This is a genomic window from Candidatus Hydrogenedentota bacterium (genome assembly GCA_035450225.1).
Classification (GTDB): Bacteria; Hydrogenedentota; Hydrogenedentia; order Hydrogenedentales; family SLHB01; genus DSVR01.
On the sequence record DAOTMJ010000004.1, the window covers coordinates 42626 to 60599 of the forward strand.

The window sequence follows — 17974 nt, forward strand, 5'->3', positions numbered from 1 at the left end:
TCCGTTCAGAAAAAACGACGCACCGATTCTATCACATGCCCGATTTCGGCATCGATCAGCGCGGGATAGAGTGGCAGCGACAGGATTTCCTCATGGGCGCGTTCCGCGTTCGGGTACACGCCGCCAAGATAATGATGGGCGGGGCGATACACGGGGCGCTTGGCTTCGATGCCGCATTTTTTCAAGTGCGCTTCGAGCGCGGCGCGCCGCGGTGTCGCGACCACATAGCGGAAACAGGCGTGATCCGACAGGTCCGGCAGGCGCAAGGGCAGATCGGCGAAGGCCTCGTTGTACGCCGCCGCGATCCGCCGGCGCCGTTCGAGAAACGCCGGAAGGCGACGCAGTTGGACCCGCCCGATGGCCGCCTGCAGGTCGGTCATTTTGTAGGGATACCGTGCAACGAAATCATCGCGGTTGTCGTAACTGCGCCGGTCGCGGACATGGGCCGCGATTCCCTCGTCATCGGTAAGAACCATGCCGCCCTCGCCGGTGGTCATGAGTTTCGTGGCATAGAAGGACGTCACGGCAATCCGTGCCGCGCGTCCGGTTGTGCCGTCAAACCGTTGCGCAATATCTTCAACGACGGCTTCGTGCCGGGGTATCCGCGCGCGCGCGCCGAACAGGTGCGCGACGATTGCCGCGGCGCATCGGGCGGGCACGGCGGACGGATCAATTCCCAGATGGTCGTCCACATCGCAGAGGATCGCGGCCGCGCCCTGAAGCCGCACGGCCGTCAACAACGCCGCGCAGACATACGAAGGCATCGCCACCGAATCGCCCGTGCCCACCCCCAGTGCGCCGAGGGCCAGATGCAACGCCGCCGTGCCGCTGCTGACGGCAATCCCGTAACGCCGTCCGCAGAACGCGGCGCATTCGCGTTCGAACGCGGCCGTTTCCTCCCCCTCCGCGATGTGACCCGACGCCAACACACGCGCGGCGGCCTCTTGTTCTTCAATGCCCAGAAAGGGTTTGCTGTGCGGAATCATGCGCGGCCTCCCAGGAGAATGTCGAGCGACTGCGGACCACAGTTGAAAAGCAGATCGATGATGGACAGGTCCGGTTCAAAGGGGCCGTATCGTTGCGGATACACGGGCGCGGTCCATTGCTGCCATTCGAGGACGATGCCCGCGTTTGCAAACAACGAGGCGTCCAAATAGGCGCCGACCGCATACGCGCCGCTGAAATAACGGTCGCCGCCGGCGGCGCGGACAAGTTGGACGAGGCGCTCCGTGGCCGTTCCCGGCACATGGAGTTCCGACGCGCGGAGTATCCGCGTGCGGATGCCCAGCGCCGCAAGGAAATAGCCGAGCATGTAAAAATTGAGATCGTTCAGGCGGGTCCAGTCCCTTTGGTACACATCGTGCAGAAATGCGGCGTGTTCCGCGAAGAAAGGGGCGCCGCGGTACGCCTGTTCGATGGATCGCAGGTGTTTGCGCGCCCACGGTATCTCATTGTCAATGCGGACGTCGTCGAGGGATTGACCGAAGCGATCAAACACGGGAACCGTCAACAGCAACGGACCGTGGGCGGTCTTGATGCGGTTCCGGTTTTGCCAGCCGTTCTTGTTGTACTGAATCGTGTCCAAAACAATGAACACGTCGCTGCGCGCGATCTTGTCGAAGTAGCGCAGCCACGGCAGATAATGCGGTTGATGGATGCTAACGCGCATGATCGAAAGACTGAAGGCTGAGGGCAAAAGGATGGCGATCGCGACGGTAACGCGAAACCGGGATCCGAAAGATACTGTCCATTGCGTCCATCATGTTCCTATCACCCATGCATTGATGGTGTGCACGGTCACACTTTCCATCCGTCGCGGTACGAACCGTTGATCCACGGATCCGCTTCCGGCAGGTTCTTGGCCTTCATGTGCGCGGCATCCCATTCGATGGGTTGTTGGGCGCGTAGGGCGAGATTGCCGAGGAGAACGAGTTCGGTCAGGCCGCTGGCATAATCGAAGTTCGACACGGCGGGCTTGCCCGACTTGATCGAATCAATCCAGTTCTGGTGGTGTCCGGCGGGCCGATCGAAATCCTGTTTGGACGGTTTGTAATCCTTCATGGCGGATTCCGGGATAAGGCGTCCGCCATTGCCGTACGTGCCGGTCATGATTTTGCCTTTTGTTCCGACGAACAGCGATCCCCCGTCGTCGTCGCCCATGCGCCGTCCCTCCTCGAGTTCGGGGGGGCGCGGCGGCATCTTGCCGCCGTCGTGCCACGTGAGGGTCAAGGGCGGCATCTTGCCGCGTTTGGGAAATTCGTAGCGGATGACGGACCACGCGGGCGCGGATTCATTGTTCACGCCGGAACTCTCGGCGGTGATGCGCGCGGGCGCGCCGAGGTCGAGTATCCAATGGGCCGCGTCCATGATGTGGCAGCCCATGTCGCCGAGCGCGCCCGTGCCGAAATCCCACCATCCGCGCCAGTTTCGCGGGGCGTATGCGCGGTGATACGGGCGGAAGGGGGCCGGTCCGAGCCACAAGTCCCAATCCAATGAGGGCGGAACCGGCATGGTTTCGGCGGGACGTTCCATGCCTTGCGGCCAGATGGGGCGGTTTGTCCAACATAGGACTTCGGTCACGTCCCCGATGGCGCCGTCTTCAATCCACGCCTTGGTCATGCGGCAGCCAAGGAACGAATGCCCCTGGTTGCCCATTTGCGTGACGACCTTGTGCCTGCGCCCGGCCTCCGCGAGTTTTCGCGTTTCGTAAATGCTATGCGCCATCGGTTTCTCGACATAGACCGCCTTGCCGAGTTCCATGGCCGCCAAGGCCGCGACGGCATGGGTGTGATCCGGCGTTCCCACAATCACGCCGTCAATGTTCCCGGCTTCCTTGTCGAGCATGACGCGGAAGTCCTTGTACCGGCGCGCGTCGGGAAACTTGTTGAAGGATTCCGCGCCGCGCTCGTCGTCCACGTCGCACAACGCGACGATGTCCGCCCATCGCGACACGGCGGCGATGTCGTGCCCGGCTTGTCCGCCCGCGCCCACCGACGCGATATGGGGCCTGTCGGATGGAGGCGTCTTGCCGGACTTGGCAATCACATGCCTCGGCACAATGGTGAAGACGGCGGCGGCGCCGGCCGTCCGTTTCAGAAATGAACGGCGCGAAACGGATTTCGTGTCCATGAGGCGTCCTTTCGGCGGTTTGGCTTCTCGTTTCCCATGACAATACCATGCGGAACGCCGTTTTCGCTATCAGCCCCCGCGCGGCATGTTGAAAAGGGATTGCCGCCTATATGATGATGGGGCGCGTACAAGAAGGGAAATGCCGATGCGCAAACCAGACGGAACCAACGCCGTGGCCGCGGCCGATTTTGTGCAGTCCTTCTGCTTCCGTGGAAAGCGTCCGCAATCATGATTGTTCTGCCCAACACCCAATCGATTGCCTTGGCCAATCTCGTTGAAAACGCGCGCGATTCGCTTCTCGCGGCGATGGAACGGTATTTCACGTTTCTCCGTCCCGAAGTAGCGCGCGCACTGGCGGTGGAATGGTGGGATTTGCAGGTGCAATACCTTCGCAAGGGCACGGTTCCTCCGCTGGAATGGACCGCGGCCTATGTCGAAAGCGTGCGCAGCGCGGGCGCGGGCATCGAGGAAATACTGACGGCGCTGCAAGCCGTTCGCGGCATGTTCATACAGTATTGCGAAGCGCATGCAAAGGACGTAACCCCGGCGCAAATTCTCGAGATCGCGCTGTCTGTCGAGGATCCGTTCCTGCGACAGATCGGCCTTGTGTACAAGGAAAAAGAGCGCCAGCAGGAAGCGGCGGGCCGCCGCCGCCAGAAAGCGATGGCGGAATGGATGGATCGCGCCTTTGTCATGCTCGACAACGAGGGGACCATCGCGCTCGCGAATTCTTTTTTTTGCGGCATGATGGGCGTGTCGGAGGATCGCGCAATTGGCCAGCCTTTCGCGTCCTATTGCGACGCCGATACGGCAGCCCGCTTCCGCCAGATTCTGCGGCAAAAGCGAGCGGTCAGCATCGGATCGTTCGAGGGAACGCTGATCTCCGCCAAAGGCGGCCACATGGCGTCGCGCTTCTGGACGATGGCCTTGTTCGATCCAGACGGATTGCGCGAGGGGCTGGCAGTGGCGGTGACGGACACCGAAGGCGCCGCCGGCAGCGTGGCCGTCAAGGCGCGGATGTTCGAGAATCTCGCCAACATGATGGGGATCGGCTGTTACATCATAGACGACACATACCGCGTGGTTTCGGCAAATGCCCATGCGCGTGAATATGTCCAGGCCGGCATGGAGGACGACGTGGCCGAGTGCTGCCGAAAACACCTGGATGAGGCCGGCCGGTGCGGAGACTGCCTGCGATCGCGCGTGTTCGATAGCGGGGAGCCATACCGCGCGGTCGTGCAATGCGCCCTGTTGTCCGGCGAAACGCGCTGGACCGAGATTACCGCCATCCCGCTGCGGGGCGAACATGGTACGGTCACGCATGCCGCCAAAATCGTGCGCGACGTGACCGAACAAAAGATGCTGGAAGACCAGATTATCCGGCAGCAGCGGACGTCGCTGGCCTCGCAATTGGCAATCGCCGTGGCGCATCAATTGCGCAACCCGCTGGGCGTGATCATCGGGTTTGCCGAAATGCTGGCGAATGGGATGCCGGCGGGGCAGGCGCCCGCCGCCATGGATCGCATCCTGCGCAATGGCATCCGCTGCAAGGAAATCGTGCAGGATCTCCTCGAATTCGGGCGGGGCAATCCGCGCGAATATGTGCCCGCCGACCTCGGCGTGGTCATCCGCGATCGCGTTCAGCCGGCCTACACGGGAGTCGCAGCCCGGCGCATCGAGTGGTCGCTCGGCGAATCGCTCCCGCCCATCGAGTGCGCGGCGGATCAGATGGCGCAGATCGTCATGAATCTCGTGGACAATGCCTTGGCGGCTTCGGCTTCCCGCGTGACCGTGACGGCGGGCGTGGAATCCGACCAGGTCGTGGTGCGTGTCGCCGACGACGGACCCGGGATTCCGGAAGAGGATCGGGAACGTATCTTCGAGCCGTTCTTCACCACGCGCAAGGATTCGGGCGGCGTTGGACTGGGGCTGTGCCTGAGCCGCACCGTCGTACAGGAGCATCACGGTTCCTTGACGCTGGAAGAGACGACGGGGCCCGGCGCCTGCTTTGCGATTCGGCTGCCGATCGCAAAAAAGACCGTGGAAGAACCGCCCGAGGAACCGCCGCCGCCCGCGCGAACCGGCCGCCGTATTCTGATCGTCGAGGACGAGACGGATCTGCAGTTTCTTTTGGGCATGGCGCTGCAATCGGAAGGACACGAGGTGGATTCCGCCACTACGGGCGCACAGGCCATGGAATATTTCCTTGGCGGCCATTACGACGCGGTCGTGATAGACATGCTCCTCGCCGACGAACTGGGCGGACACGACCTCTACCAGTATCTCCTCCAGGCCAATCCCGAACTGGCGAAACATTCCCTTTTCGTGACAGGCGACATGATGAAGTACGAGACGCGTCATTTTCTCAGCGAGGCAAAGCGTCCCTATCTTGAAAAGCCCTTCCTGATTTCCGATTTCATGGCCAAAGTGGAAGCGTTGTTCGAACAACGCCCGGCCCCATGAGAATCGTCCACGTTTACAAGGATTTCGATCCGCCGGTTCATGGGGGCATGGAGCGCCACATTGCGCTGATGTGCCGGTTTCAGCGGCAATGGGCGGATGTCGAGGCGCTGGTATGTTCGCGGACCTTGCGCACCCGGATGGTCGAGCGCGATGGCACGCGCGTGACCGAAGTGGGCGAATGGGGACGCTTCCAGAGCGCGCCGGCGTCGCCCCTGTTTCCGTGGCGCATGCGCCGTGCGCGCGCCGATGTCCTTGTCGTGCATGTGCCGAATCCGACCGCCGAAATCGGCTGGCTGATCGCCAGGCCGCCGGGCCGTCTCGTCGTGCGTTATCACAGCGACGTCGTGCGCCAGGCCGCCGCGATGAAAGTGTACGGCCCGATCCAGGCGGCGTTTCTGCGCAGGGCCGAGATGATTATTCCCACCTCGCGTCCGTATGTGGAGACATCTCCCATGTTGCAGGCCGTGATGCGCCCGCTTTCGGAAGAACAACGCAAATGTGTGATACGCGTGGTTCCACTGGGCATATTGACCGAGGAGTTCGAGCACGCGGACATGGCGCACGTAGCCGAGTTGCGGAAACGCTATGGCGGTGGCTACATACTGTTTGCCGGACGCCACCGGTATTACAAGGGCCTGGAATATCTCGTGCGGGCTGCGCGGGCGATTCCCGCGCCGGTGGTCATTGCGGGCGACGGACCGGAGCGTCCCGCTCTGGAGGCGCTTGCGCGCACCGTCGGCGGCAACATCCATTTTCCGGGATCCCTGAGCCAAGCCGATCTCGTGGATCATCTGCACGGATGCGACGTGTTCGCGTTTCCATCCGTGGAACGCAGCGAGGCGTTCGGCATGTCCATTCTCGAGGCGCACGCCTGCGGAAAGCCGGTCGTGGCGACCCGGCTCGGCACCGGGGTCGAATTCGCGAATCTGGACGGCGAGACGGGCCTGAACGTGCCGCCGCGCGACCCGGAAGCGCTGGCCGCCGCCATCAACCGCTTGCTCGGCGATGCCCACATACGCGACACTATGGGCAACCGCGCGCGGGAACGGGTGAAACGGGAATTCCATGCCGAGCGCGCCGCGCGCGATGAGTTTGCTTTGTTTGAAGAAGTATTGCAGGTAAAGAACTAGGGCCTGAGAATGAAGACGGACCCGATCTGGAACGAAATCCACCAAATGAAAAAACTGATTGCCCGAGAAGTAGGCAAGGACGCAGGCAAGCTGTGCGCGCTCTTGCGTGAATCGGCCAAACAACATCCCGAACGCATGGTGAATCCGTTGTTGCAGGAAGCCAAGTGAAACGTTCGCCGCGCCAAGCGTGGAAATGGTTGAAATAAAGGCCGTTTAAATTTCCGGATTCGCGCATCGGAAGATTGGATCTTTCGCCCGCTGAGTGTTGAGTATGTCTGAAAACTGGTATCTGATATTCGCGTTTTTGCTGGCGATGACGTTTGCGACGTCGCTGCTGCTGACGGAGCTGGTGCGGCGGCTTGCGTTGAAATGGCGGTTCATGGACCATCCCGGCGAGCGCAAGATGCACGAATCGCCGATCCCGTTGATGGGCGGGGTGGCCATCTTCACGACATTCTACGCATGGCTTCTCGTCAGTTTTCTGGCGCCCCGGCTGTTTCTTGAATTCGGTTCGGAATGGTGGGCGGAGCGCTTTCTGGCCGGGCTGGGCGAAAACGCGGGCGCGAAACTGACCGGCATTTTGGCGGGCGGGGCGCTGATTTTCTTGTTGGGGGTGGTGGACGATCTGAAGGTGCTGACGCCGGAAGTGAAACTGGCGGGCCAGATTGCCGCCGCGCTCGTGCTGGTTCTTTCGGGCATGCGGATCGAGTTGTTCGTGTTGTCGAGTCCCTGGATCGGCGGCGCCGTCACGGTACTGTGGATTGTGGGGCTTACCAACTCGCTGAATTTTCTCGACAACATGGACGGACTGGCCGGGGGCATATCGGTCATCGCGGCCTGTTCTTTCTTTCTTGCCGTTCAGGCGCACGAGCAGTACTTGGTGCGGCTGGTCCTGATTATTTTCATGGGCGCGGTGGCGGGATTTCTCTATCACAACCTGAATCCGGCGCGGATTTTCATGGGCGACGCCGGCGCGATGTTTTGCGGCTACATCCTCGCGACAGTGGCCATCATGGGCACGTTTCACACGGAGCAGACGCCATCGCGCGTGGCCGTGGCCGCCCCGTTGCTGGCGCTGAGCGTGCCGATATTCGACACGATGAGCGTCGTGTATATCCGGTGGCGCAAGGGCGAATCCATCATGAAAGGCGACAAGCGCCATTTTTCGCACCGGCTGGTGCGGCTGGGCATGTCGCAGCGGCAGGCGGTCGAGTTCATCTATCTGGTCGCCGGCGTGACGGGACTTGGCGCGGCATTGCTTCCGAAAGTCGGGCTGGGCGGAACGATCATCGTGCTTGCGCAGACCGTCGGCGCGTTTCTGCTCATTGTGCTGTTGATGAATGCAGGACGCAAAAACGGGTAAACTACACGCGTTTTCGGCGGCAAAACCGGCAGGCAAAGGCGTTGGCATGGCAAAAAACGACAAGATCCGTCCCGTGGCATCCCGCATTTCCGAACCCGCGGGACAATCCGCGGATCTCCCCTGGTGGCGCGCGGCGATGCGCGAACCCATCGCGTTGGGGCTCGGCGCGCTGATCGTCGTGCGGCCTTGGCTGGACGGCATTACATACCCCACGGACAATTTTTATTTCGTGTGGGGTATTTTGCTGTTGTTCACGCTGTGGGCCTCGCAAGTTCTGCTGCGCGGGACGCCCATCCGTTTCGGCATCCCCATTTTGCTGTTGTCGGGATTCTGGCTTGTCGCGGCCGCGACCGCCTGGACCACGATCCAGTTCGACGCCACGTACCGCGCCCTGATTGTGTGGGGCGGCCATCTGTGCCTTTTCATGCTGGCATGCAACGCGCTGCGGACGCGCATCGCCGTAGGCATTGTCCTGACGGCGTTCGTGGCGAGTTCCATCGCCGAAACCGTCTGGAGCCTCGTCCATTTCCATTATGTGCTGCCCTACGTCCGTGAATCCGTCATGCGGACGCCCGCGCTCCTGAAACAGTATTTCGGCACGACGAATCTCAGCCCCGAATTGGTTCACCGCCTTGAAGTCAATCGCGCGTTCGGTTCGCTGTTGTTTCCAAACGCCCTCGCGGCCCTGCTCGTCATCGGCATTCCCTACGCGTTCGCGGGCAGCATCCACGGCGCGACACGCCTTTTGCGCGAATTGCGGTCGGCGCGCCAGACCCCGCGCGGGCCGCGGGCGTCCTCGCTATCCGTGCTGCTGGTTTCGGGTCTCATGTGGATGGGCGTGACGGCCATCGCCTATTTTCTGTTTTCCTTTATCGCGACCTTTGAGATTGCAACCCATCCGGGCGTCCAGCGCATCACGTTTCTTCCGCTGGTGTACGACCCCGGCTCTGGATACGGTTTTGATAGGCCGGTCTACATCGCCCTATGGATATTGTTCGTGGCCATTCCGCCGTTGATCGCGGCGGGCGCCGCCGCGCGCATCGTTCAGCGTTACGGCATCGGGATGCTCGGCCGCGCCATTGCCGTCTGGACGCTTCCGCCCTGGTTTCTCCTGCAACTTGCGGCGCTTTGGCTGACGTATTCCCGCGGCGGCCTCATGGCGTTGTTCGCGGCCTCCGTGACCAGCGCCGTTTTGTATTATTACGGCAAGAACAAACCGTTCGTCCCCCGAGCCGCGGCCATGGCCGCGGCGCTCATTCTGGTGTGCGCCGCCCTGTTTTCGGCATGGCATGCCCACGCGGAACAACCCGCCATGGAGCAAGCGCAGGCGGCCGATCCCGGGGCCGCCCAGCCGTCTCCGCCGCCGATTCGCAAGGAAGGCGTGGATTTGACCATGAAAGACTTGGCTAATCCCGCCTCTTTCAAACTACGGTTGGGTTACTGGAAAACGGGCCTGCGCATGGCGATCGACAATCCCGTGATCGGCGTCGGGCTCGGCTGCTTCGGATTTGCCTACCCGCGCTACCAGCAGGTGGGCATCGGTGACGTCAAGGCCGCACACAACGATTATCTCCAGATACTCTGTGAAACCGGACTGTTGGGCTTTCTTGCGTTCTGCGGGTTCTGGGCATGGTTCATCTGGGCCGGCGCTCGGCGCATCCTGCGGGAAAACGACGCCATGAAACGCGCGACGCTTGCGGGACTGTATGCCGGCCTGCTCGCGTTTCTCATCCATGCACTCGTGGATTTCCCGTTTTACAATCCCGCGCTGGCCTTTTTCGCTTTCTTGTTGGCGGGTTTGTTTCTGGCGCTTTCGGATCATGCGGTCGAGGGCCATACGGCCGGGATTCGAACCGGGCGCGTGCAGGTGCTGGCCCTGCCGGTTCTGGCGGTGGCGGCTTTGCTCGCCGGCATGGCGGCCCGCGCCTATCTCTGCGACTACAACATCGGTGAACGCCGTTTGGTCAACGTCAGCAACCACCGGATGTTGACACGGCTGTTCGACATAACGCTCTTCTTCGTCAAGGAAGCCAGCGCGCCGCAGCCGGAAGGCCGATTGCCCGCGAAGGAAATCATCGCGGTCGCTTCCCTGATCCCGGACCGCGCCATGCTCGAATCGTTCGGCACAATCCGGATACCCGCACCGGAAGCGCCGGGAGGCCATCGCGCGCTCGCTCCGGGCGAACCCGTGCCGGAAAACGCCTTTTTCGTGGTTACGAAGCCGGCCGAGGCCAAGCAGCGCGCGCTCGATCATATCGAACTCGCCTTGGCCCGCATCGAGGAAATGGACGCCATTTTCCCGCACAACCCGGATATTGCCACCTTTATGGTCCAGTGCTATGATGTGCTGGCGGAAAACGTTTACCGGCCCGATCGCAAGCAACGGTATACACTGGAAATGCTGAAATGGGCCCGGGAAGGCGTGCGGCGTTCCCCGTGGCAGCCGCTGTTTCACGAATGGCTGGCCAAGGCCTATTGGCTTCGTGCGGGGCTAGAGGCGGCTTCGGCCCGGCGTCCCTATTATGAAAAAGGCCTGGCGGAATACAAAACGGCCACGGAGTGCTACCCGATTTCGGCGTCGTCGTGGCGCAAGTACGGCGAGGCGCTAATCCGTTTCGGCGAAGCGCTTCAAAACGGCATTGACGCCGCCGAGGGCGAAAGCTATATTGCCAAGGGACGCCAGACGCTTGAAAAGGCCGGGGAACTCGAACGGGCCATCGCCTCGATGCGATGAGGAGATTACGATGAATGTATTGGTGGTGCACGGACCGAATCTGAACCTGTTGGGATCGCGCGAGCCGGAAGTCTACGGGCGCGTGACGCTTGACGCGATCAACGCCATGCTCGAGGCGGAAGGCCGAAAACTCGGCGTCGAAGTGCGCGCGTTTCAATCCAACATCGAAGGTGAACTCGTGAACGCCATACAGGATGCGCGCGGGTGGGCCGATGCAATCATCATCAATCCCGCCGCCTACACCCACACAAGCGTTGCCCTTCGAGACGCCATCGCCGCCGTTGGCATTCCCGCCATCGAGGTCCATCTTTCCAACGTCAACGCGCGCGAGGCCTTCCGGCATCACTCGTACATCGCGCCCGTTGCCGCCGGCACAATCTGCGGATTCGGCGCCGAGGGATACCGTCTCGCCCTGATTGCCGCCACGACGCTGGCCAAACGCTGATCGGGACCGGTCATGGATCTTCGCCGGCTTGCGCCCGCCGAACGATTGAGAAGCCTCGGCTATGCGCTTCGCGGGATCGCACATGTTTTTCATACCCAGCCGAACGCATGGATCATGGCAATGGCCGCCGCCGTCGTTTTCATGGCGGGCATCTTTTTCCACGTGGACCGTATCGAATGGGCGCTGCTCGCGTCGGCGGTCTTTCTGGTGCTTGTCGCCGAAACGATCAACACCGCCATCGAACATCTGACCGACCTTGCCTCGCCCGAACGCCATCCCCTGGCCGGCCACGCCAAAGACGCCGCCGCCGGGGCTGTTTTGCTCGCCGTGATTTTTTCCGTTTTGATCGCGGCGATCGTATTCGGAACCCGGTTTGCAGGGATCGTCCGGCATTTGTTATAGTATTTCCCGCTTGCGAGGGCTGCTTCCGCAAAGTGGAAGGGCATGCCCTGTCCCTTGACCAACGGGTGGTGTTGAATTGTGTTTGAACGGACCTTTGTGATGATCAAGCCGGACGGCGTGGGCCGCCGGTTGTGCGGAGACATCATCCGCCGCTACGAATCCAAAGGGTTGCGTTTGGCCGGATTGAAAATGCGGATTTTGACCCGCGAGGACGCGGAACGGCTTTACGCCGCGCACGCGGATCGCCCTTTTTTTGCGGGGTTGATCGATTTTATGATTTCCGGTCCGACTATCCAGATGGTCTGGGAAGGCCCGAACGCCGTGAAGATGGCGCGATCCATCAATGGCGCCACCGATTGCCAAGAGGCGGCTCCCGGCACCATCCGGGGCGATTACGGCGTCAACACGCGCAAGAATCTCGTGCATGCATCGGACTCGGTCGAGACCGCGCGGCGCGAAATGGCATTGTATTTTACGGACAGCGAATTGTGGAATTATTCGATGCCCGATGGACACTGGCTGGCCGAGCTCTAACCGGCTCGCGGCACAATAAGGAGAACGATGCATGGCAGGTGGACGAAAGGTCCGGCGCGCTAAAATCGCGAAGCACAAGAGGAAGAAGAAGCGGCGCGCCAATCGTCACAAGAACAAGTAGGCAGACGGCATGGCCGCCTGCGCGGACGTTCCCCGTGCGGAACGCTACCGCGGCGCGAAGATACGAGCCGGTCCCGGCCGCACGGGACCGGCTCTTTATGGCCAGAAAAAGGGCGGAAACAGACAGGGAGACACACCCATGCCGGATGACAACGGCCCCAAAATCATCATTGACGAGGACTGGAAAGCCCGCGCCCAGCGCGAAAAGGAAGAGGCTTCCCGGAAGGCAGCGGAACAAACCGGAGAATCCGTCGGCGAACAGAAAGCCGAGCCCGATCCCGTGTCGTTTCCGGGATTGGTCAATATGTTTTCCATGCAGGGCTTGATTGCCCTGGGCATCCTTGTCCCGCGAGACGCCAAGGAAGTCATGGTCGATCTCGACGAAGCCAAATACATCATTGATATGCTGATGATGCTGCGCGACAAAACGAAGGGCAATCTGACGCCGGAAGAGCAGGGTTTGCTGACGGAAAGCCTAGCCCAGTTGCAGCAGGCCTATGTGTTGCGCGCGCAGCAACTACAGGAATCCGCGATGCGCGAGGCGGGCTTCGGCGGCCAGCCCATGGGCGGATCGGGATTCGCTCCCGTTTCCATGTGAGGATAATCCATGCCAACGAATGTCGTAGTGGGAATGCAGTGGGGCGACGAGGGCAAGGGCAAGGTCGTTGACTACCTGACCCGGTACGCCGACATGGTGGTGCGCCATCAAGGCGGCAACAATGCCGGGCATACGGTTGTCGTCGCCGGCAAGCAGACCATTCTGCACCTGATTCCCAGCGGTATCCTGCACGGCGGAAAAGTGTGCCTGATCGGCAACGGCACGGTGGTCGATCCCGCCGTGCTGATTGAGGAACTCGACGCGTTGGCCGCAACGGGGCACCACGTCGAGGGGCGTCTTTACGTCTCCCTGTCCGCGCATGTCATCATGCCGTACCACAAGACGCTCGACAAGTGCCAGGAATCGCTCCGGGGCAAGAATCGCATCGGAACCACCGGACGCGGTATCGGCCCTGCCTACGCGGACAAGGCCGACCGGTTCGGCATCCGCATCGGCGATCTGCTCGATGCCAAACTCTTCGAGGCGAAACTCGCCGCCATGCTCGAATACAAAAACCGCATTCTCACCCGTGTGTTCGACGCCGAACCGCTTGCGTTCGAATCCGTCCGCGACGAATACCTCGGTTACGCGGAACGGATCCGGCCCTTTGGGGCCGATACCGTCGCCATGCTCCATGAAGCCATCGCCGCAGGGAAGCGCATCGTTTGCGAAGGCGCGCAGGGCACGATGCTCGACATAGACCATGGCACTTTCCCCTTCGTGACCAGTTCCTCGACCGTCGCCGCGGGCGCCTGTTCCGGCGCGGGCATCGGCGCCACCGACATCCAGCGCGTCATCGGCATCGTCAAGGCCTACACGACGCGCGTCGGTGCGGGCCCAATGGTGACCGAACTGACCGACTCCGTCGGAGATTACCTCCGGGAACGCGGTTCCGAATACGGCGCGACCACGGGGCGTCCCCGCCGTTGCGGCTGGCTCGACGTGGTCCAACTGCGGCGCGCCGCCCGATTGAACGGCGCCACGCACTTTGTCGTGACAAAGCCGGACGTTCTCGGCGGACTCGAAACCGTCAAGATATGCACCGCGTACGAGATAGACGGACAAACGACCGGCGAGTTCCCGTCGCAAACCGCCGTGCTCGAACGCGTGCGGCCCGTTTTCGAAGAACTGCCGGGCTGGGCCGAGGACATCTCGCTCTGCACACGCTGGGAGGAACTCCCCGCCAATGCCCAAGCCTATTTCACCCGCATGGAACAACTCGTCGGCGTGCCCATCGCCGCCATCAGCGTCGGCCCCGGCCGCGAGCAGACCATCGAACGCTTCGATCCGCTGGCATAGCGCAACCTGTCGCGCATTGGCCACGGGAAGAGAACAGTACAGCTCATGGTTTCCGCTGTGCGCGGTGTTGCTGCTCCTTGCCGGTTGTTTTTCCGCCCCGCCGCCCCTCCCGCCTCATGAGGCCCTTGCAAGGACTGCCCAGCGCATTCAACAAATCCTCGATGAGGAACGAAAACTCCTCTCCGATCCGGTGCGTTTTCCGGAAAGCGCCGCGAATCCCCATGAGACCGCTTTCTGGTACTGTTCGCATCCCCTGATATCGCATGCGCTTCTGGCGCATCCCGAACGGGTCGCGGCTTTCCGCTCCGCGCATCCGGCCTGTAAATTCGACCTCCAGTATATTGGCGACTGGTCTGTGGCGATCCAAAAATTGACCGTGGCGATTGCGGCCGGCGACGTGCCCGACGTGGCGCTGGTGAAACGCGGATGGTTCGCACGGTTGGCCGACAGCGGCTGGGCGGCCCCACTCGACGATCTCTTGCCGCGTGAATTGATCGACGATTTCCGACCCGTCGCGATCGATTCGCTCAAACGCAATGGGCGCCTGTATGCCCTTCCAGCCGATGGTTTCTGCTCCGTGCTCTTTTACAACAAAGAGAAACTCGGCCCGCCTTGCCCGCCATCCACTCCCGGCCACCAGCCCCCACCCATCACCCCGTCCACTTGGAACGATCTCCGCCAGCGGGCCCGCGAACTTTCAAAGCCCGGTGAAGATCCTCAAAAGACGGTCTACGCTCTCGGCCATCTTCCGTATCTTGAAACGATCTGGTCGGCCGGCGGCGATATCTGCGACGAGACCCGGTGTCTCCTGGATTCGGAGGCCGCGCGCGAATCGCTCGATTTTCTCCTCTCATTGCGGACGGACGGTCTTGCCCACCCCCGCGTCCTTGCCGATTGCGGCGGCGCGTTGGCCCTCTTTCTCTCCGGACGCCTCGCCATGACCGTCGCCGGCAGCGAATACATGCCTCAAATCCGCAACGCCCAGTTTCCCATCGGCATCGCGCCCGTTCCCGGCAAGAACGGCCCGGTCTCCCGGCAAAGCGACGATGTCTTGGTCGTCTTTGCCAAACACGCCCACGCCAAACGCGCTGCGATCGCTTCCCTGCTTGATTTCCTCACCGGCCCTGCCGTTCAGGATCAAGAGGCGTTTCAGAACGGTTCCGCGCCCACACGAAAAAGTCTTATGAAAGATGCCCCGCTTCCCGAAGGAATTGACGCGGCCTATAATCTTTCCCGCAACACGCCCCTGGTTTCCGCATGGTCCGCCATCGCCTTCGAACTCGACGCCGGCCTTGGCCGATGCCTTGCCCCATGATCGCTTTTATTTCCGTGTGCGCCATACGGGCAGGCATGGTATACTTGGATTTTCGGCCCGGCTGGAATGCGCGTGGCGACTCCCGGTGGTGTCGGGCAATCATGGGTTGCAAAGGAAGGCACATGAGAATCGCTGTTTGTTTGACGCTTGCCGCGGCGGCTTTTTCGGCATGGCCGCAGGCGGTGAATGATTTTCCGGCACGCGAGGATCCCCTGAACGTCCGCGCGGAACGCTTCGGCCAACTTGTCCGGGGCAACCACCTCAACGAGGGGATTGTTCTGCCGATGGTCGTGTTTCCGCCGGCGGGTTCCGCGTTACCGTCCGTCGGACGGCATGAAAATGCGGCGCTGGAAACGGGCCTTTACCTTGCCGCTCTTTCCCACGAATACGCCGTGACCCAGTCGCCGGAAACCCGCGCGCTTGCGGATCAGGTCATGGACGGCATTCTGAAATTGGAAAAAGTGACCGGCCAGGACGGATGCGTCGCCCGAAGTTTCTATAAGGCGGAGGGTCCGTCTTGGCACGAGCGATGTTTTTTCATTCCGGCGGCGTGGCGCGACTCGGCGTCAATGGCCGGATACCGCTGGCTCGGCATGATGGGAACGGATCACCTGGCCGCATTGATCGCGGGCATCGAAACGTATTGGGATCTGTGCGCGGACAGTGCGCATCGGAAGATCGCCGCAGCTTTCGTGGACCGCGTGATGGGGCACTGCATCGAAAACAACATGCGCATTGTCGAACCGAACGGCAAGACCAGCCTTTTCGGGAATGCCAGCCCCGATCTGCCACACGAGCCGGCCAAATCGCTCCATATCCTATCGAGCCTGAAAATTGCGCTCAAATTGACCGGCAAAGTCGCATACCATGCGGCGTACAACCGCCTGATTGTGCGCTATCGCTACGACGACGAAGTCATCCTTGCGCGCGATCTCGCGTCGAACGACACCTCCGGCGACCGGCCTGCCGCGCTCGCCCTGCAATCCCTGATACAGAATGAGGACAATTCCGGAATTCGCCCCAAGTATCTTGCCGGCCTAAACCGGTACTGGCACGTCTGGCGACAAGGCGGCGACCCGTTTTTCGCGATGGTGTACGAAAAAGTGGCCGGCGAGAAGACGATCGATGAGGCGCGCCTGAATGCGATCAAGGCGCTTTGGGACGCCGACCGGCAGCGTGGAACGTGGCGGATCGACACGCCGGAGGGCGTTCAGACCGTGGAGGCTGAAAGCGAGGAAAGCCCCGTGCCCTTTCTTCACGCTTACTGGTACGGACGGCATGCCGGCGTCATTGCGCCGGAATGGTAGCAACACGCAGGAGAACGAGCGATGCATCGCGTGAATCGTGAAATATTCAGGCCGTTTTTTCCCATGTTGGCGGCGCTTCTGTTGCCCGTGTGGGCGATGGCCCAGGTTCCGGCGCCGTCCGATGCCGATCTGACGGAACAAACGTTCAGGAGCGGCCTGGGCGGCGGTTCATCAGTCATGCTCGTGAACAACGGCGAATTCAAGAAGTTCCGTCCCGGCATGAAATTCGAGGCCCGGCAGGAAGGCGCGCCCGTTCTGATGACGCCCCGCGAAGCCGGGGATTATGCCGCCTTTCTCGGCAAGCGCCTCGGAACGGATTTCTTCTGGAAACAGGCCCCGCGCAAAGAAACGGGCTATCTTATCGTGGCGGCGCCGAACCTGAATCTGGAATCGCTTCCGTCCGTGGAATGGCCGCCGAAGGCCCCGGAAGGAATGATCTATATACCCGAACGGCCCTTCATCATGGGCAGCGACAAGGGCGACGCCGACGAAAAGCCGCAGCGCACGGCTACCACCGGTCCTTTTTTCATGGATAAATACGAGGTTTCCAACGCCGAATTTAAGGCCGTTTTCCCCGAATTTGAATTTCCCCAAGGACAGGAGAATGTCCCCGCAGTCGTCAACTGGCGGCAAGCCGCCGACTATGCGGCAAAGGTTGGAAAACGCCTGCCCACCGAGGCCGAATGGGAAAAGGCCGCGCGCGGATGGGACGGGCGCACATTCCCGTGGGGCGAAGTATTCGATCCGAGCCTCGTATGCGCCGGCGACACGACGCCGCGCGGCGGATCCATCGCCGCCGCGGCAAGCCCTTACGGGTGTATGGACATGGCCGGCGGCGTGTGGGAGTGGACCGCCGACTGGTACCAGCCCTATCCGGAAAACGACTCGCCCTCCGAGGATTACGGCGAAACCTTCAAGGTCTTGCGGGGCGGTTCGACCGGCGCGGACGCCGCCGCGCTACGCACCAGTTTCCGTTATTACCTGCCGCCCGACACCACCGGCGGCCTTCGCGTGGGTTTCCGCTGCGCCAAGGATATCGAGTAAGGTATCCGCGGCCGAAGGCAAAAAAAGGACCAACACAGCAAATTTCGTCCGTTTCGCATGCAATCCGACACCGGCGGCGCATGAAGAAGGT

The 17974-nt window shown here is 61.6% G+C and carries 16 protein-coding genes; 13 read left to right on the plus strand and 3 right to left on the minus strand.

Going from position 1 to position 17974, the window contains the following annotated elements:
* Positions 1–5: 5 nt before the first annotated feature.
* The 3 genes from P5540_04150 to P5540_04160 all read right to left on the minus strand — a co-directional run bounded on the left by P5540_04150 (position 6) and on the right by P5540_04160 (position 3129).
* Complete coding sequence (locus tag P5540_04150) at positions 6–986, minus strand: DegT/DnrJ/EryC1/StrS family aminotransferase (GenBank protein ID HRT63996.1); 981 nt, start codon at positions 984–986, stop codon at positions 6–8.
* Positions 983–1669: a WbqC family protein gene (locus P5540_04155; protein HRT63997.1), complete on the minus strand. Its 687-nt coding sequence runs from the start codon at positions 1667–1669 to the stop codon at positions 983–985. Before P5540_04155 ends, P5540_04150 begins: the two co-directional genes overlap by 4 nt.
* Before the next feature lie 128 nt (positions 1670–1797).
* Positions 1798–3129: a Gfo/Idh/MocA family oxidoreductase gene (locus P5540_04160; GenBank protein HRT63998.1), complete on the minus strand. Its 1332-nt coding sequence runs from the start codon at positions 3127–3129 to the stop codon at positions 1798–1800.
* 228 nt (positions 3130–3357) lie between these two features.
* On the opposite strand from P5540_04160, the gene P5540_04165 reads away from it, so the two are divergent.
* The 13 genes from P5540_04165 (at position 3358) to P5540_04225 (ending at position 17883) form a co-directional block, all read left to right on the plus strand.
* A complete protein-coding gene (locus P5540_04165; GenBank protein ID HRT63999.1) occupies positions 3358–5592 on the plus strand; it encodes an ATP-binding protein in 2235 nt (744 codons plus the stop codon).
* Complete coding sequence (locus P5540_04170) at positions 5589–6722, plus strand: glycosyltransferase (protein ID HRT64000.1); 1134 nt, start codon at positions 5589–5591, stop codon at positions 6720–6722. Before P5540_04165 ends, P5540_04170 begins: the two co-directional genes overlap by 4 nt.
* Positions 6723–6767: 45 nt before the next feature.
* Positions 6768–6890, plus strand: coding sequence for a hypothetical protein (locus tag P5540_04175; GenBank protein ID HRT64001.1), 123 nt, complete (start codon positions 6768–6770; stop codon positions 6888–6890).
* Between the two features lie 103 nt (positions 6891–6993).
* Positions 6994–8085 (plus strand): MraY family glycosyltransferase, encoded by a 1092-nt coding sequence (locus P5540_04180; GenBank protein HRT64002.1) that lies wholly within the window; start codon positions 6994–6996, stop codon positions 8083–8085.
* 46 nt (positions 8086–8131) lie between these two features.
* On the plus strand, positions 8132–10819 hold the full coding sequence (locus P5540_04185; GenBank protein ID HRT64003.1) for an O-antigen ligase family protein: 2688 nt from the start codon (positions 8132–8134) through the stop codon (positions 10817–10819).
* Positions 10820–10829: 10 nt separating this feature from the next.
* On the plus strand, positions 10830–11264 hold the full coding sequence (gene aroQ / locus P5540_04190) for a type II 3-dehydroquinate dehydratase (GenBank protein ID HRT64004.1): 435 nt from the start codon (positions 10830–10832) through the stop codon (positions 11262–11264).
* A 12-nt stretch (positions 11265–11276) separates the two neighbouring features.
* Positions 11277–11666 carry a diacylglycerol kinase family protein gene (locus P5540_04195; GenBank protein HRT64005.1) on the plus strand — a complete coding sequence of 130 codons (390 nt, stop codon included), beginning with the start codon at positions 11277–11279 and terminating at the stop codon, positions 11664–11666.
* Between the two features lie 78 nt (positions 11667–11744).
* A complete protein-coding gene (gene ndk, locus P5540_04200) occupies positions 11745–12200 on the plus strand; it encodes a nucleoside-diphosphate kinase (GenBank protein HRT64006.1) in 456 nt (151 codons plus the stop codon).
* 259 nt (positions 12201–12459) lie between these two features.
* The gene (locus tag P5540_04205) at positions 12460–12918 is read left to right on the plus strand and encodes a DUF1844 domain-containing protein (protein HRT64007.1); all 459 of its coding nucleotides are present in this window, start codon (positions 12460–12462) and stop codon (positions 12916–12918) included.
* A gap of 9 nt (positions 12919–12927) precedes the next feature.
* Complete coding sequence (locus P5540_04210; protein HRT64008.1) at positions 12928–14217, plus strand: adenylosuccinate synthase; 1290 nt, start codon at positions 12928–12930, stop codon at positions 14215–14217.
* A 16-nt stretch (positions 14218–14233) separates the two neighbouring features.
* Positions 14234–15532, plus strand: a complete 1299-nt coding sequence (locus P5540_04215) for an extracellular solute-binding protein (GenBank protein HRT64009.1) — start codon at positions 14234–14236, stop codon at positions 15530–15532.
* A 122-nt stretch (positions 15533–15654) separates the two neighbouring features.
* On the plus strand, positions 15655–16839 hold the full coding sequence (locus P5540_04220; GenBank protein HRT64010.1) for a hypothetical protein: 1185 nt from the start codon (positions 15655–15657) through the stop codon (positions 16837–16839).
* 21 nt (positions 16840–16860) lie between these two features.
* Entirely contained in the window at positions 16861–17883 is a 1023-nt protein-coding gene (locus tag P5540_04225) for a formylglycine-generating enzyme family protein (protein HRT64011.1), read from the plus strand.
* Positions 17884–17974: the final 91 nt, after the last annotated feature.